Here is a 15,109-nt window from a genome sequence, read left to right on the forward strand (position 1 = left end):
AACCGCCTCCTCCTGCGGTAACGACTACCCCTTTGCCGGGAGTTCGCGCACCCATCGCGATCACCTCGGCCTGCGATCCGCCGGTGAATTCCCGAAACGCCACACCCTGCACCGGAGCCACGGAAAACGCGGTACCGGTGATTGTTTCGAAATTCACCAGGCGATCACCGTACCCGCATTCGCGAGTCGACACGCGGCGATTGGAGTACCCATCCGAACATCCGATCCGGTTATCCAAACCAGCAAACGGAGCGCAACCGGAATGGTTACTTCGGGTACGAATTCCATAGGCGCGCAGCCCGGTTGACCACCGCGCCGGCACCGCCGACGTTCGCCGAACGGTCGCGAGACCGGCGCCCACCTTGGACCTCTCCATCGCTGCTGCACCCCTGCTTGTCGAAAGATGTTGCGATACAACAGTATTCGATGACCATACGCAACTCGTAACGCGAACACCGCTGGGGCACCGGGTGTTTACCGGAAATCGTCGCGCACGTCCACGTCGTTACCGGCCGCCACCAGCGGCGATCAGCCGCCCGCGACTCGACCCGGGGGGACTGTTCGGTCCTTCGGCACAGCGTCCGCTAGACTCCGCTGCGCGCCCCTTTAGCTCAGTTGGTAGAGCTGGTGACTTTTAATCACTAGGTCGTAGGTTCGAGTCCTACAGGGGGCACCACGACTACTACCGTGACCATCGTCACGTGGCGACGCGCCAACCACAGACGCCGCCGAAACCAGGGGTTCGGTGCGCGGATTCACCTACCCTGAGCGCGACCCGGGCTCCCGGGCGCCCACGACCTCAGGCGGAGTGAGATGACTTCCTTCGACGATTTGCTCTCCCAAGTACCCATCGCCCAGATCGCCGACCAGCTCGGCGTCGACCAGGCGACCGCCACCACGGCCGTGCAGGCCGCGCTGCCGACGCTGCTCGGCGGCCTCCAGGCCAACGCCGCCCAGCCACAAGGCGCGGCCTCACTGCTCGGCGCGCTCGACAACCACGGCGGCCTCGTCGACGGCGAAGGCGCGGTGGATCTGCAGCAGGTGGACGTCGGCGATGGCGAGAAGATCGTCGACAACGTCTTCGGTGACGAGAAGAACACCGTCATCAGCGCGCTCGGCGCGGGCGGCGGCACCGGCGGCAACGACCTGATCGGCAAGCTGCTGCCGATTCTCGCCCCGATCGTGCTCGCCTACGTGGCCAAACAGCTCACCGGCGGTGGCGGCGCCGCGGCTCCGGCACCGCAGCAGACGCAGGCCTCCGGCGGCGGTCTCGGTGATCTGCTGGGCGGCCTGCTCGGCGGCAGCAGTAACACCGGCGGGCTCGGCGGCATGATCGGCGACGCCCTGTCGAAGAATGCGGGAGGTGCGCTGGGCAGCGTGCTCGGCGGACTGCTCGGCGGCAAGCGCTGAGATGTTCATCTACCTGTAGTTAACGTCGCGAGGCCCGCAGCGATAGTCCCTATGCTGCGGGCCGAGCACCTAGACTCGTCAGCACGACCATCGGATCTACTGACGAGTTGTGGCGTTGCTCAACATCGTCGGAAAACCGCTCTGTTGCGTTTCGCATCACACCTACGGTGCCGTAAGGTATGGCCGCATCGCGACGTTCGACCGCAAGCACGACAGCGAAGGGTTTTTACATGGCAAGGGATCTGACTCAACTCGAACTGCTCACGGAGTTGGAGCCGGTTGCCGAGGAAAACGTCAACCGGCACATGTCGCTGGCCAAGGAGTGGCACCCCCACGACTATGTCCCGTGGGACGAGGGCCGCAACTTCGCCGCCATGGGCGGCATCGACTGGGATCCTGAGCAGTCCAAGCTCAGCGAGGTCGCCAAGGCGGCCATGATCACCAATCTGCTCACCGAGGACAATCTGCCGTCCTACCACCGTGAGATCGCCGAGAACTTCTCCCAGGACGGCGCCTGGGGCACCTGGGTGGGTCGCTGGACCGCCGAGGAGAACCGGCACGGCATCGTGATGCGCGATTACCTGGTTGTCACCCGCGGCGTGGACCCGGTCGCCCTCGAAGAGGCGCGGATGATCCACATGACCAACGGCTTCGCCTCCCCCACCGAGGTCGACGCGGGCTTCCTGCACTCGGTCGCCTACGTGACCTTCCAGGAACTGGCCACCCGCGTGAGCCACCGCAACACCGGCAAGGTCTGTGACGACCCGATCGCCGACCGCATGCTGCAGCGCGTCGCCGCCGACGAGAACCTGCACATGATCTTCTACCGCAACCTCTGCGGCGCGGCGATGGACCTGAGCCCCGACCAGACCATCGAGGCCATCTCGATGATCGTCGAGAACTTCCAGATGCCCGGCGCGGGCATGCCGAACTTCCGTCGCAACGGCGTGCTGATGGCCAAGCACGGCATCTACGACCTGCGCCAGCACCTCGAAGAGGTCGTGCAGCCGGTGCTCAAGAAGTGGAACGTCTTCGACCGCACCGACTTCACCGCGCGTGGCGAGGCCACCCGTGAGCGGCTGGCAGGCTTCCTGGAGAAGCTGGGCCAGGACGTGCTGAAGTTCGAGGAGCAGCGCGACAAGATGCTCGCTCGCGAAGCCAAGCGCCGCGAAATGGTGAGCGTCTAACACTTCCTACGAAAAGCGCCGCCCACCTCGATCGAAGGTGGGCGGCGCTTTTGTGTGGGGACTACTTCATCGGGAGGGCGCCGTCGGCGCTGCCGACGTCGGTGATCTTCCAGTCCTGGCCCGCGTCGACGGTGATGTTGTAGGTGACCGTGTTGCGCAGGCCGTCGGGGTTCTGCGCGTTGGTGGTGCTCACGTCCACGAACGCCGCGACCTTGTAGACCTCGCCCTCGTGCGAGAGCACCTTGGCGGTGATCGGCGTGGCGGTGGAGGTCCATTTCAGCGGGATGATGATCTGCTCGAGCTTCGCGCCGGTGGCGTCGAACTTCTTCGACAGCTCGGGTGAGGTTCCGGCCTTGAGCTTGGCGACCCAGGCGTTGACGTCCTGGTAGTTCAGGGTCGCCGAGCCGACGGAGTAGTCGAGGGCGATCTGTTCGGCCTTCGCGTCGTCGGCGGCCTGGTCCTTCATGTCGGAGATCTCGGAACGGGCCGAGCCGAGCAGCACGCCGAGCACCAGCGCGAGAATCGCGAGGACGGCGATCACGGCACCGCCCACCAGCGACGAGACGCGCACGGCGACCGTGCCCTTGTCGGGCGTGGCAGGGGTTTTCGTCAGGTCGGTGGCGTCTTCCATGGGGGTCTTCTCCGATTACGTGGGGACAGCGCACCGCCGGAGGCGACGATGCCAGCAGAGTAAGGCTACTGACGTCGCGGACCTGTTCCGGACACGGCGTAGCAGGTAAACGGTGTCATCTCGGTCGCAGTGGCGGCGATGACCCGCGGATAAGCATCAGGACGCGAGATCGATCACATCGGGGCGGATGAGACAATCGTGTGCGTGACTACCACGCTGCCCCAGGCGCCCACCGCGCTGCGGATCGGGCCCTACCCGGTCGATCCGCCGGTTGTGCTCGCGCCGATGGCGGGCATCACCAACCGTGCCTTCCGCAGGCTGTGCCGGGAGTTCGGTAGCGCGACCTCGATCTACGTGTGCGAGATGATCACCGCCCGCGCAGTGGTCGAGCGCAACGAGAAGACGCTGCACATGATGTCGTTCGACGCCGACGAACATCCGCGCTCGATGCAGCTCTACGGGGTGGATCCCAAGACGCTCGGCGAGGCCGTGCGGATCATCGTCGGCGAGGGCTGGGCCGACCACATCGACCTCAACCTGGGCTGCCCCGTCCGCAAGGTGACCAAGCTCGGCGGCGGTTCGGCGCTGCCGTACAAGCGCAGGCTCTTCGCCAATATCGTCCGTGAGATGGTGGCCGCGGCCGAACCGGCCGGTGTTCCGGTGACCTTCAAGTTCCGCATCGGCATCGACGACGACCACCACACCTATCTCGACACCGGCCGCATCGCCGAGGCCGAGGGCGCCGCCGCCGTGGCGCTGCACGCGCGCACCGCGGCCCAGCTCTACTCGGGCGCGGCCGACTGGTCGGCCATCGCCCGGCTCAAGGAAGCCGTCACCTCCATCCCGGTCCTCGGCAACGGCGACATCTTCACCGCCGACGACGCCCTGCGGATGATGGACGAGACCGGCTGCGACGGCGTGGTCGTCGGCCGCGGCTGCCTCGGCCGGCCGTGGCTGTTCGCCGAACTCAGCGCGGCCCTGCGCGGCGAACCGATCCCGGAGGGGCCGACGCTCGGCCGCGTCGGAGAGATCCTGGTGCGCCACGCCACCCTGCTCACCGAGCACGACGGTGAGGACAAGGCCATGCGCGATATCCGCAAGCACATGGCCTGGTACCTGATGGGTTTCCCGGTCGGCTCGCAGCTGCGGCGCAGCTTCGCCACCGTGTCGAAGCTGTCGCAGATCGAGGACCTGGTCGGGCAGCTCGACCCGGCCGTGCCGTTCCCCACCGACGCGCTCGGACCGCGCGGACGGCAGGGTTCGCCGCAGACCAAGGTGGTGCTTCCAGAGGGTTGGCTCGACGATCCGGAGGACGACACCGTCCCGGCCGCGGCCGATGTGATGCACAGCGGCGGCTGACCAGCCACCGATAACGGGTCGACATCAATTCGTAAGCCGCTGCGGTTTCCTCCGATCACACCGTCTCGAGCAGGGCTTTTCGTCGGCGATTCGAGCTTCGTCATCACATCGTCAGCGATTCCCGTGTGCACTGGAGTGGCCACTCGTGGCGGAATCGTTATCATTGCGGGATCGTTCGACTCTGGTTCGAATCGGAGCCGGTCGGTGACGCGCAGGCTGCGCCAGATAGAGAAGTGAGGTTCGTTGGTGGGTGACGATCGGCGCGGGCGTACGCCCCGGCCCGGAAATCGCGCCCCCTGGGAGCGATACCCGACGGCCGAACCCACCGAGCAACCGGAAAACGGCTCGCGACGTTCGCGTCACGCCGACGCGACGCAGGACGCCGGTTCCGCACCGCTGACGGTGGCCGACCTGGTGAACCGGGTCGACAGCGAACGCACCAGACGCGGCAGACGCGTTCCGCCCGCCGAGAGCGCCGAGCCCGCCTCGCGCGCGGGCCGCCGCGCCCGCGAACAGGCACCGCGCCCCACCCCACGTCCCGACATCGCCCCCCGCACCGACGGCTCCCCCGTAGTCGACGACATCGCGGGCACCCCACCCCATCGCGCCGAATCCCCCGCCGACCGCACCGCGACCACCGCGCTGCCCGCCCAGTCGAAGGAGCCGGTCCGCACCGCCGTCCCGGCACGGCGGGTGGGCGGTCCGGTCGATCCGCCCACCGACATCCTGCCCACGGTGAACCCCGCCGCCGAGCCCGAGCGCGCCCGGCCGGTCAAAACCGCGTCCGCGGCACCGCCACGTCGTCCGGGCAGCGAAGGTCGGCGCACCAAGCAGGTGCGGATGGCCGGACGGGTCGTCCTGACGTTCATCGCTGTACTCGCATTGGTGATCACCGGTGGCGGCTGGAGCTATCTACAGGCCACCAACAACAGTTTCACCCAGGTCTCGGCGCTGGACGGTTCGACCGATGATGTGCTCGACGGCGACATGCAGCTCGGCGACGAGAACTACCTGATCGTCGGCACCGATACCAGAGCGGGTGCCAACGCGGACATGGGTGCCGGCTCCGCCGCCGACACCGAGGGCGCGCGGGCCGACACCGTGATGCTGGTACACATTCCGAAGAATCGCTCCCGAGTAGTCGTCGTGTCCTTCCCCCGCGACCTCGACGTCTCCCGCCCCCAGTGCTCGGGCTTCGACAACGCGAAGAACGCCTACACCGACCAGAAGTTCGCGCCGGAGTCGAGCGGCAAGCTCAATGCCGTCTATGCCCTCGGCGGTCCGCGCTGCCTCGTAGACGTGGTGCGCAAGATTTCCGGTCTGAGTATCGGCCACTTCATCGGCATCGATTTCGCGGGCTTCGAGGCCATGGTCGACCACATCGATGGCGTCGAGGTGTGTTCGACCAAGCCGATCATCGACGGCGTCCTCGGCCCTGTTCTGGAGACCTCCGGCAAGCAGCGAATCCTGGGCGAGACAGCGCTCAACTATGTGCGTGCACGTCACGTGGTGGGCGAGGAACGCAGCGACTACGACCGCATCCACCGCCAGCAGCAGTTCCTGTCCGCGCTTCTGCGCGGTGCCTTGTCGAGCAAGGTGCTGCTCGACCCAGCCAAGCTTCAGGGCTTCGTCGACGCGTTCAGGCAGCACACCTTCGTCGACGGCGTCGGCACACAGGATCTCATCCTGCTGGGCCGGTCACTACAGAAAGTCAGCGCAGGCGCGGTCACCTTTATCACCGCACCTACCGCGGGCACCACCGCTTACGGCAACGAGATCCCACGCGAATCCGACATCAAGGCGATTTTCCGTTCCATCATCGACGACCAGCCGCTGCCCGGCGAGACCAAGGCACCCGAGGTACAGAGTTCGGCGCCGATACCGGCACCAGTCGCGCCCAAGCAGTACGCGGTTGCCCCTGGCACGATGTCGCTGCTGGTATCCAACGGTTCGAACACGGTGGGTGTGGCCAAGACTGTCGCCTCGAAACTCAGTTACCAGGGCTTCGGGATCTACAACACCGGCAACTACTCCGGTGGTACCTCGTCGACCTCCAAGATCCGCTTCGCCGCGGGGCTCGAGGCCGAGGCAGCTACCGTGGCGAGCACCATCCCAGGCGCGGTCCTGGAGCAGGCCAATGAGCTGGGCAGCATCATCGAAGTGGTGATCGGCTCCGATTTCGCCGGCACCTTACGCACCGCAACTCCAGTCGGAGCGGAACTACCGAGTGTGCCGATAGGCGAACCGCAAAGCGCCGGCCCGGTCGCGCTGCCGTCGGATCTCGAGCACATGAACGCTGCCGACGAGACCTGTTCCTGATGCCGCCCAACCTCAACCGGCAAGTACCCTAGCCAGCACGAGTTCGAGGTCCAGGCGGAGCAATTCCGCAGCACTGGCTCGCGCGTCAGCGATTGCGAATACGACGGTGGCGACAGTTGGCAGTTCTGGACGTAGCCGAGTGATTCCGACCCTGATGCCCGCGCTCGCAGGCATCAGGGTCGGTCCGGGCGCTGACCTGCCACGACACTGCCATGCGGCATTAACCCAGTGTTGGGTGACAGCGGTCCGGGTACCCACTAGGGTCTGCAATCATGCGTGTCATCTACAACGAGCAAATGGCCGACCTCGCCAACCTTCTTGGTGAGATGGCCGGTCTCGCTGGCCAGGCGATGGAACAGGCCACCCAGTCACTGCTGCAGGCCGACCTGGGTCTGGCCGAGCAGGTCATCGGTGAGCAGGATCGGATCTCGGTGATGATCACCGAGGCCGAGGAGAAGGCCTTCGCGCTGCTCGCACTGCAGGCCCCCGTCGCGGGCGACCTGCGCCAGGTCGTCAGCGCGATCCAGATCGTGGGCGACGTCAACCGGATGGGCGCGCTCGCGCTGCACGTCGCCAAGGTGACCCGCCGCCGCCACCCCGCCCATGCCCTGCCCGAGTCGGTCAACGGCTACTTCGCCGAAATGGGCCGCATCGCGGTCAACATGGGCGCGGGCGCCAAAGAGGTGCTCGAGTCCCGCGACCCCGAGCGCGCCGCGCAACTCAACCAGGACGACGAAGCGATGGACGACCTCCACCGCCACCTGTTCACCCTCCTGATGGACCGCGACTGGAAGTACGGTGTGGCCGCCGCTGTGGACGTCACCCTGCTCGGCCGCTACTACGAGCGCTTCGCCGACCACGCGGTGGAGATCGGCCGTCGTGTGATCTTCCTGGTGACCGGGGTCGTTCCCAGCGACGACGATCACGAGAACTAGGTGCAGGGCGGATTTCGAACTCGCCGATGATCACAAGCCACCTAGCGCGTCACCCAATCAGGTAGCTACGAAAAGATCCGTCGACCAACTAGATCGATAACCGCTTCACGGTGGTTGTGAAGTAGATCACACAATGGAACCATCGGGCTTACCGCCGCGTCCTATTGAGTAGATCAACCGAACACCATTGTCACGGTAGGGAATTGGACCTCCCAGTTCTGCCTATCCGTGCTGTCGAACCGTGAGGAAGAAATGAAGAAGACGATTTCAGCCGCCCTTGTTATCGGAGCAGCCGCAGCGGGGATGGCGACTTTGTCCCCAGGAGTCGCAGTTGCAGTTGAAATGGACGGGCTCTACCAGACCTCGGATGCATGCTGGGACGCGATCCGGGCTATGACGCAAAATGGGACATACGACGCCCCGCAGTTTACGTACTACTGCACGCAAACACCGAGTGGTTACTGGGTAATTACTCGCTAGCCTCGGATGGGCGGCGGGTTCCGATCGGAAGCTCATCGGCGGATCGGGGCGAGCCGCTGTCAGGGCCCGCGCGCACGCGCGGGCCCTGACATTGCTGCAACGGCGAAACCGAGAATTGCGAACGCGGTCCCATCACAGAATCGAACGGCCGTCCGTCACGGCCAATTCTAGTAGACCAGCCGAAGACCATTAGCGCGAGGAAGACTGAGCCTCAAAGTGTTGCCGAACTGCGCCCGTCAGCTCGATCGCGGTGCCAAACGGAAGCATGCAGCCAGCAGTGATTCCGGTGCCCACAAGCTTGCCGCACGCCGATGAAGTAGAGGTCGGCCTTCACGGTGACTCGTTCGGCGAACGACGATTCCGCTGACGACGGCAGCCTCGGCTTCTGCCAGCCCCGGGATATCCGGACCCTGACTGTCACAGACTCACCAGCGGAATCGGGTTGCCGCCGCGGATCAGGTCCTGCGCCTGTCCCCGCGATCCAAGCTCATGGCCACCCTCCGCAACACCGCGATGGGCTGCTTCGACTCAACGGCGCAACTAACATCGCCGCCACCTGTCGGCATCACGCCCACAATTCGACCGGCCCGTCAAACATACTGCTCTCCAGCCTTAGCTTTTTCAGCACGCTCCGCATGGCATGAATGCCACATGCACTGTTCCCGTTGACGCCTCATCACGTTCGGCGCCAGCCCGCTTTGGGCCACACCCTGATGAACGAGCAACTGCGATTGTCAACCTTGTGGATTCCGGTGTTCGGCGCACCGCATCCTCAAAGGCAACCATATTTGAACACCGCCCGAACTCGAAGGCTATCCAGGGGCACAGTCCCTTGAAGATCATCCGTAAGGTGATCCATGAATCCCTGGATTCACTCCTATTGTCGCTCATCACTCCCGAAGCAACAGATTACGTACCCCGTTAGCAGCGGGCTCGGGCGGCACCGATACTCCCTCTTTCAGTGGTGTCGCAGCCACGGCAACGGCTATTTCCTCAGTGCCCACACAAGCAGCTCGGGATGGCCGAGTAGATCGCTGGGAGTGAGGGTGCGAGAATTCGACTTCCGCGGCACGGGCTGCTTGTCGCGGTTGGACTGGCGGCGTCGCCGCTCCTGGGCGGCGAGTTCTCGGGAAGCCTCTCTTGCGCGCTGGTCGGCTTGTTCGAATCGATCCTGAATACGTTTTACCGCAGATGTGTGCTGGTCAGCTATAGCTTCCAGCCGTGCAATCGGATTCATGACTGGACCTCCTGTTGCTCGCTCGTAGCCGTGATGGGGGTCGTGAAGCGCGAGTCGCGGCGGTGTTCCTGCTCGCTATCGGATTGCGGACGGACCGGCGGTAGCCCCATGAGTGAGGATGGCTGCGAAATGCTCGCCGGGGCAGTGGCCGGGCTTCCACCACCCGACGTGGTGCCACCACCAGACGGGCTTCCACCACCCGAGGTCGTGCCACCACCAGACGGGCTTCCACCACCCGACGTCGTGCCACCACCCGACGTAGTGTCACCACCGGACGGCTTTCCGCCACCCGACGTAGTGTCACCACCGGACGGCTTTCCGCCACCCGACGTAGTGTCATCACCAGACGGCTTTCCACCACCCGACGTACTGTCACCACCAGACGGCTTTCCGCCACTGTCGCCAGCAGAGGGAGCGGCAGCAGCACCGGTGTTCGTCTGGTTGTCCATTTTGTCGACCGCGTCGAGCACCGTCGCGATGCCTTGGCCGCCTGACTTGATGGCCTCGCCGCCAGCCTTGATGATGTCGTCGACGTCATCATCCAACGAGCCGATAGCCTTGATCAGGTCAGGAATGTTGCCGGTGATTTTGCTGGCCGAATCTATTACGTTCGCGATGTCTCCCGGCCGCCACACGCCAGCCGTGCCCATGTCTGTGGTTCCGCTGCCGCCACCTTTGGCCCCGTCACCAGTGGTGGCCTTGGCTCCGTCACCGGTAGTCGCCTTGGCCCCGTCACCCGTTGTCGCCTTGGCCCCGTCACCGGTAGTCGCCTTGGCCCCGTCACCGGTAGTCGCCTTGGCCCCGTCACCGGTAGTCGCCTTGGCCCCGTCACCCGTTGTCGCCTTGGCCCCGTCACCCGTAGTCAGTTTGGACCCGTCGCCCGCGCCACTACCATTTGCCACACTATTCATCTGTCCCGCGACCGTCTGCAATGACCCCGACACGGCACTGTCTGTTGCGGTATTCAACCCTGAGACGAGTTGAACCTTGTTCTCGACATCGGGCTTGAACACCGTGTTGAGCCATTGAGTCGCGTACTGCTGAGGATCAAGCGACATCGGAACCACCGCCCGGGTATTCAGGAAGGATCGCGCGCAATTTCGCCGCCGCCTCTTCGGAGCTCGATCCGCCGAAACCGTTCTTGGCGTAGTCCACGAGTTGACTGACCTGCTGAAACGATAGGCCGGCGATATTGTCGCTGAGGCTTTGCTCGATCGCGGACGCCTTCTGCGAAACCATGCGCTCGAGGGTGTCGGCCGCCGTGGTGACGGTATTCGCGGTGAGGGAAAGCGACTCGGTGTCAGCAGTCAGACCGACACCCAGCTGCGACTGCGCCTGCGCCGCCGCGGACGATCCCGTGGATTCGTTCCAGACCGAGTTCAGCTCGGTGAGCTGAGACTGCTGATCGACGGCGAGATCATTCAGCGTCACTGTCAGCTCGTCGCTCAGGGTGGTCGCATACGTGCGGAGCGCTTCCACGCTCATACCCTGCTGTTGCTGATAGCCATCGATGAGCGTGTCCGGACTCGTCTCATTCGGGTATGTTCCGGTCCAATCCTGGTACAGAGACATGAACTGTCCGAGGCTATTCAGTTTGCCGAGTCCCTGAGCCAAGATCCGGTCGACGTCGCTGCTGCCCTGGGCCGCCTGCATTACCGTGCTCCTTCGATCGAGTTGATACCGGCGGCCGCTGTATCGTCCGAGTCGGCTATCGCGTTCGCGCTCGTCGCCAGGTTGCTGCCGTTCTGCTCGACGACGGCCGCCCAGCCGGTCACCCGCACGCCGATAGCTTCCATCGCTGCCTGAATCTGCGCCCCATGATCCTGGTAGTCGCGGCCGGCCTGCGCCGGAACGAAATCGGCTGCGGCACTGGTCAAACGCCCTGCGCTTGTCCACAGCAGCTGGCTGGACGCAGTCTGGCCGCCCGCCAGCAAATGCACACCCTCACTGTTCATCTCCATGACAATCCCCTTACTGTGCGGCTGTTCGGTTCGATCGGTCGCACGCTCCGAGGCCTTCACGGACTCTGTCGCGCGAACCAACATCCTCCGAGAGCAGGCTGAGTACACGCCCCATTACGGCCGAGCCCGACTTCCTGGTGGTATTCACCACGTTGCCCCCCGAGATCTGTTGTGTCACTAGGTATGACGCGGCAGACTCGGGAGTGGTTCCCTCGAATCCGAACAATCTTTGGAACCGGCCGCCGACTGCGGGGGAGGTGGCAGCGAGTTCAGAGCCGGGTGCGGCACCCGATGGACGATCGTGTCGTGCATGAGCAGCATGTTTCCTCGCCGCAAGCGTCGTGTCGACTGCCGCGCAGAAGAGCTCGTTGGGCTCGCGCCGAAACTGGAGTGAGGTTCGTCATGGAGGAAGCCGCCGAACGCGCGCGGATCGAGCATCTGCAAGAAGCCCTGCTGCGCATTCGGGGAGTTGCCTCCTCCAGCGATCAGTCGGTCACTGTCGAGGTGGGCGCCAATGGGTCGCTGCACGACATCCGGCTCAGCGAGTCCGGCCTTCGGTTGGATCCAAAGATTCTGGTGGAACATATTGTCGGCTTACACAGACTCGCTCACGCCGAAGCCAGCGATACCATGCGTGCAACAGTCGAAGACCTGCAGGACGAGATCGAGACGGAGGATGAATCCGAGCCTGAAGGCAACGATCTCGACAGCCCGGAGGAGGCCGAGCCGGGCGTCCAGCCAACCGATTCGCTGGAGCCCGCGTCACCGGCCGATGAGCAGCCGCGTGAGGAGAACTCACCGCAGGCAACAGATGCTGAGCCGAACGTGGCATCTGAGCATCCGGATCCCGGCCCCGATCCGCGAGATCAAATCCACGACGCACCGCCGGTTGCCGTTGCGCGCAGGGGAGATCCAGAAGATCGAATGGCGCATGTGATCAGGCCGCACGAGCCTCCCGGCGACGGCGGCGTCTACGACCTGATAGAGCCCGGTGATGACAACCCCTACGCGACCGTCATCGCGAGTCCGCCGGCGCCGAGAAGAGTCCCGTTGCCCCGTCCGACGTCCTCGACGTCAGACCTCGATGCCGCCGATCGACCGGTGCCACAACCAATCGGTCCGCCCTGGCACGACACAGCCTTGTCGCCCCACCCAGCCTTGCCGCCTAACCATGACTATCCAGAATACGACTATCCCGGATACGACTATCTGGACGACTATCACTGGGACAATTGAGGGCACCTCGTAGCTACCTCTCCATCCTACTCATGGACCGTGACTGGAGTATCCGCCGCCGTTCGACGTCATCTGCCGGCCGCTACTACGAACGCTGCGCCGCGACAGCCACATTGAGAAGGATGTTCGGCGCATCTCCGGCCACTCGCTACCTCCCCGATACCCAGGGCAGGGACGAATCTGTAATCACCCGCACAAGGCACGGTGACATAGCGGAGAAAGCGCATGCATTTCAGGATGCTGACCGAGGCAGTCCGTAGGCCCGCAGCTTCTATCCGCGAGCCTACAGACGGGCCTGAATTGGCACTACAGGCGATAGCATCACCATCAGCCACTGTTAGTGGTCGTAGCCCCAGGTGCTGTGCTGAATCGCCCAATCGGAGCACCCGACGCCGTTCTCGCACACCCGCAGGCTGATATTCAGGGGGCGAGCGCCGCCCTCAGAAAACATCACGTCCTGGGCAAGCTGGCTGCTACCGAAGGCAACAGTCTTTACCTCGCCACTATCCTTCATCTTGAATTCGGACCTGGCCTCGAAACTGCACGCCGCACCGGAGTTGTCGTTTCGGCCGGTCTTTACCAGCCAGTTGTAGGCGTACCCATCCATCGGAACTCCCCCGATGGATACGACATCCGCGCTCCATGTGCACGGTCCATAGCTCTGGCTCACAACGGGGCTCGCAGACGCATTACCCGCCCCCAATAGCGCCCCAGCCGTCACCGACGCAACTGCCAAACCCGCGACAGCGAATGCTCGAAAGTTCGTCATTTCCAACCTCCATCATTTGTCTTTTGTTGAACACGACAAACATAACCCGACCACCGGCTTACTCAACAGGAATTATCACCGGCAGAAAGAGCGGAAGTTTATTCGCCACGCGATCGAGCGGCGGTGCGGATTTGCCCGTCGACCACTAGCATGGTAAATCAGCCTCGCTGTCGTCGGCACGATATGGGCCGATCTACCATCCGCAGCAGAATTACCTCTTCCTCTTCCGTCAATTGCAGCGCACTGGTGAGCCGCCTAATGGATTTGATATGCGGATACCTGGTGCATCCGCGTTCGATGTTCCGCAATGCACGCACACTCAGCTGCGCCCTATCTGCCAACTCTTCCTGACTCAGATTGGCGCGCAAGCGGTACTCCATAAGCGCGCCCGCAATTAGCTCCATCTTGGCCTCCCCGCTGCTAGCGCAGACTGCGTTGTAGCGACACAACTCAGCGTCTGAGCCTTACGAATCACTGGGCCCGCCTGTCTCGCAGCGAATCCTCGGACCAACTCGCTCGGCTGACTTTCGTTGCCTTACAACCAAATTAGACGGCCCGAAAGCGTCTTCGGTTCCGTCGAAAGATGATTCGACCTCATGACTGTTGTCACATTGCAATCTCTTCAACGAAAGGGTATGAGAGTCTGCGGCCGATTTGCCGATGCGCACGAATACACTTGCCCGCCGGACGCGCGGCCATTGCAGTAGCCACGCGTTACCGCAGTTGCTGTTCTGTTCCATCAACTAGAAAAGCCCCCGCACTCCTTTCGGAAGGAGTGCGGGGGCTTTCCCGGTGTGATTTAACCGAAGCGGCCGGAGATGTAGTCCTCCGTGGCGCGCTGGGTGGGGTTGGAGAAGATCTTCTCGGTGTCGTCGATCTCGATCAGGCGACCGGGCTTGCCCTGGGCCTCGAGGTTGAAGAAACCGGTCTGGTCACTCACCCGCGCGGCCTGCTGCATGTTGTGGGTGACGATGACGATCGTGAACTCTTTCTTGAGTTCGGTGATCAGGTCCTCGATCGCCAGGGTGGAGATCGGGTCCAGCGCCGAACACGGCTCGTCCATCAGCAGCACATCGGGCGAGACCGCGATGGCACGGGCGATGCACAGACGCTGCTGCTGACCACCGGAGAGGCTGCCGCCGGGCTTGTCGAGCCGGTCCTTGACCTCGTTCCAGAGGTTGGCGCCCTTGAGCGAGCGCTCGGCGACCTCGTCGAGCTCCTTCTTGTTGCGCACGCCCTGCAGCTTGAGCCCGGCCACCACGTTGTCGCGAATCGACATGGTGGGGAACGGGTTCGGGCGCTGGAACACCATGCCGATGGTGCGCCGCACGCCGACCGGGTCGATCGAGGAGCTGTAGATGTCCTCGCCGTCGAGCAGCACGGCACCTTCGACGCGGGCGTTCGGGGTCACCTCGTGCATGCGGTTGAGCGAGCGCAGCACGGTGGACTTGCCACAGCCGGAGGGACCGATGAAGGCGGTGACGCTGCGCGGCAGCACGGTCAGTTCCACATTCGCCACGGCGTGGAAGCTGCCGTAATAGATGTTGAGATCTTTGACGTCGATCCGCTTGGCCATCTGAGTATT

13 protein-coding genes and 1 tRNA gene are annotated in these 15,109 nt (G+C 63.9%); 7 read left to right on the top strand and 7 right to left on the bottom strand.

Going from position 1 to position 15,109, the window contains the following annotated elements:
• The first annotated feature begins 600 nt into the window (after positions 1-600).
• The 3 genes from ACWFRF_RS12740 to ACWFRF_RS12750 all read left to right on the top strand — a co-directional run bounded on the left by ACWFRF_RS12740 (position 601) and on the right by ACWFRF_RS12750 (position 2,597).
• A tRNA-Lys gene (locus ACWFRF_RS12740) sits at positions 601-676 on the top strand.
• Between the two features lie 137 nt (positions 677-813).
• Positions 814-1,410 carry a DUF937 domain-containing protein gene (locus ACWFRF_RS12745; RefSeq protein WP_378990559.1) on the top strand — a complete coding sequence of 199 codons (597 nt, stop codon included), beginning with the start codon at positions 814-816 and terminating at the stop codon, positions 1,408-1,410.
• Between the two features lie 230 nt (positions 1,411-1,640).
• On the top strand, positions 1,641-2,597 hold the full coding sequence (locus ACWFRF_RS12750) for an acyl-ACP desaturase (protein WP_378990561.1): 957 nt from the start codon (positions 1,641-1,643) through the stop codon (positions 2,595-2,597).
• Between the two features lie 61 nt (positions 2,598-2,658).
• On the opposite strand, the gene ACWFRF_RS12755 is transcribed toward ACWFRF_RS12750, so the two are convergent.
• Positions 2,659-3,228: a hypothetical protein gene (locus ACWFRF_RS12755; RefSeq protein ID WP_378990562.1), complete on the bottom strand. Its 570-nt coding sequence runs from the start codon at positions 3,226-3,228 to the stop codon at positions 2,659-2,661.
• Between the two features lie 204 nt (positions 3,229-3,432).
• Here ACWFRF_RS12755 and dusB point away from each other — a divergent pair, with 204 nt between their 5' ends.
• From dusB to phoU, 3 genes are all read left to right on the top strand, one after another.
• Entirely contained in the window at positions 3,433-4,587 is a 1,155-nt protein-coding gene (dusB, locus tag ACWFRF_RS12760; protein ID WP_378658002.1) for a tRNA dihydrouridine synthase DusB, read from the top strand.
• A gap of 246 nt (positions 4,588-4,833) precedes the next feature.
• Positions 4,834-6,906, top strand: coding sequence for an LCP family glycopolymer transferase (locus ACWFRF_RS12765; protein WP_452450053.1), 2,073 nt, complete (start codon positions 4,834-4,836; stop codon positions 6,904-6,906).
• A gap of 272 nt (positions 6,907-7,178) precedes the next feature.
• The gene (gene phoU, locus ACWFRF_RS12770; RefSeq protein ID WP_452450055.1) at positions 7,179-7,841 is read left to right on the top strand and encodes a phosphate signaling complex protein PhoU; all 663 of its coding nucleotides are present in this window, start codon (positions 7,179-7,181) and stop codon (positions 7,839-7,841) included.
• A gap of 1,713 nt (positions 7,842-9,554) precedes the next feature.
• On the opposite strand, the gene ACWFRF_RS12775 is transcribed toward phoU, so the two are convergent.
• The 3 genes from ACWFRF_RS12775 to ACWFRF_RS12785 are packed head-to-tail and all read right to left on the bottom strand — an operon-like array spanning position 9,555 to position 11,519.
• Positions 9,555-10,616 carry a hypothetical protein gene (locus ACWFRF_RS12775; protein ID WP_452450056.1) on the bottom strand — a complete coding sequence of 354 codons (1,062 nt, stop codon included), beginning with the start codon at positions 10,614-10,616 and terminating at the stop codon, positions 9,555-9,557.
• Positions 10,606-11,211 carry a hypothetical protein gene (locus ACWFRF_RS12780; protein ID WP_379315235.1) on the bottom strand — a complete coding sequence of 202 codons (606 nt, stop codon included), beginning with the start codon at positions 11,209-11,211 and terminating at the stop codon, positions 10,606-10,608. Before ACWFRF_RS12780 ends, ACWFRF_RS12775 begins: the two co-directional genes overlap by 11 nt.
• Positions 11,211-11,519 (bottom strand): hypothetical protein, encoded by a 309-nt coding sequence (locus ACWFRF_RS12785; protein WP_379315236.1) that lies wholly within the window; start codon positions 11,517-11,519, stop codon positions 11,211-11,213. Before ACWFRF_RS12785 ends, ACWFRF_RS12780 begins: the two co-directional genes overlap by 1 nt.
• Before the next feature lie 402 nt (positions 11,520-11,921).
• On the opposite strand from ACWFRF_RS12785, the gene ACWFRF_RS12790 reads away from it, so the two are divergent.
• Complete coding sequence (locus ACWFRF_RS12790; protein ID WP_452450058.1) at positions 11,922-12,755, top strand: YbaB/EbfC family nucleoid-associated protein; 834 nt, start codon at positions 11,922-11,924, stop codon at positions 12,753-12,755.
• Between the two features lie 337 nt (positions 12,756-13,092).
• Here the strand turns inward: ACWFRF_RS12790 and ACWFRF_RS12795 are convergent, their stop codons facing one another.
• The 3 genes from ACWFRF_RS12795 to pstB all read right to left on the bottom strand — a co-directional run bounded on the left by ACWFRF_RS12795 (position 13,093) and on the right by pstB (position 15,100).
• On the bottom strand, positions 13,093-13,362 hold the full coding sequence (locus tag ACWFRF_RS12795; RefSeq protein WP_379315238.1) for a hypothetical protein: 270 nt from the start codon (positions 13,360-13,362) through the stop codon (positions 13,093-13,095).
• A 320-nt stretch (positions 13,363-13,682) separates the two neighbouring features.
• A complete protein-coding gene (locus ACWFRF_RS12800; RefSeq protein ID WP_379315239.1) occupies positions 13,683-13,928 on the bottom strand; it encodes a helix-turn-helix domain-containing protein in 246 nt (81 codons plus the stop codon).
• A 395-nt stretch (positions 13,929-14,323) separates the two neighbouring features.
• The gene (gene pstB / locus ACWFRF_RS12805; protein WP_056818713.1) at positions 14,324-15,100 is read right to left on the bottom strand and encodes a phosphate ABC transporter ATP-binding protein PstB; all 777 of its coding nucleotides are present in this window, start codon (positions 15,098-15,100) and stop codon (positions 14,324-14,326) included.
• Positions 15,101-15,109 lie beyond the last annotated feature (9 nt).

Source organism: Nocardia sp. NPDC055165 (assembly GCF_053606985.1).

Bases quoted from the DNA above. Each gene is read 5' to 3' on its own strand.
- ACWFRF_RS12780 (WP_379315235.1), bottom strand. From the start codon at position 11,211: ATGCAGGCGGCCCAGGGCAGCAGCGACGTCGACCGGATCTTGGCTCAG.
- ACWFRF_RS12795 (WP_379315238.1), bottom strand. From the start codon at position 13,362: ATGGATGGGTACGCCTACAACTGGCTGGTAAAGACCGGCCGAAACGAC.
- ACWFRF_RS12755 (WP_378990562.1), bottom strand. From the start codon at position 3,228: ATGGAAGACGCCACCGACCTGACGAAAACCCCTGCCACGCCCGACAAG.
- pstB (WP_056818713.1), bottom strand. From the start codon at position 15,100: ATGGCCAAGCGGATCGACGTCAAAGATCTCAACATCTATTACGGCAGC.
- ACWFRF_RS12800 (WP_379315239.1), bottom strand. From the start codon at position 13,928: ATGGAGCTAATTGCGGGCGCGCTTATGGAGTACCGCTTGCGCGCCAAT.
- ACWFRF_RS12750 (WP_378990561.1), top strand. From the start codon at position 1,641: ATGGCAAGGGATCTGACTCAACTCGAACTGCTCACGGAGTTGGAGCCG.
- ACWFRF_RS12775 (WP_452450056.1), bottom strand. From the start codon at position 10,616: ATGTCGCTTGATCCTCAGCAGTACGCGACTCAATGGCTCAACACGGTG.
- ACWFRF_RS12745 (WP_378990559.1), top strand. From the start codon at position 814: ATGACTTCCTTCGACGATTTGCTCTCCCAAGTACCCATCGCCCAGATC.
- phoU (WP_452450055.1), top strand. From the start codon at position 7,179: ATGCGTGTCATCTACAACGAGCAAATGGCCGACCTCGCCAACCTTCTT.
- ACWFRF_RS12785 (WP_379315236.1), bottom strand. From the start codon at position 11,519: ATGGAGATGAACAGTGAGGGTGTGCATTTGCTGGCGGGCGGCCAGACT.
- ACWFRF_RS12790 (WP_452450058.1), top strand. From the start codon at position 11,922: ATGGAGGAAGCCGCCGAACGCGCGCGGATCGAGCATCTGCAAGAAGCC.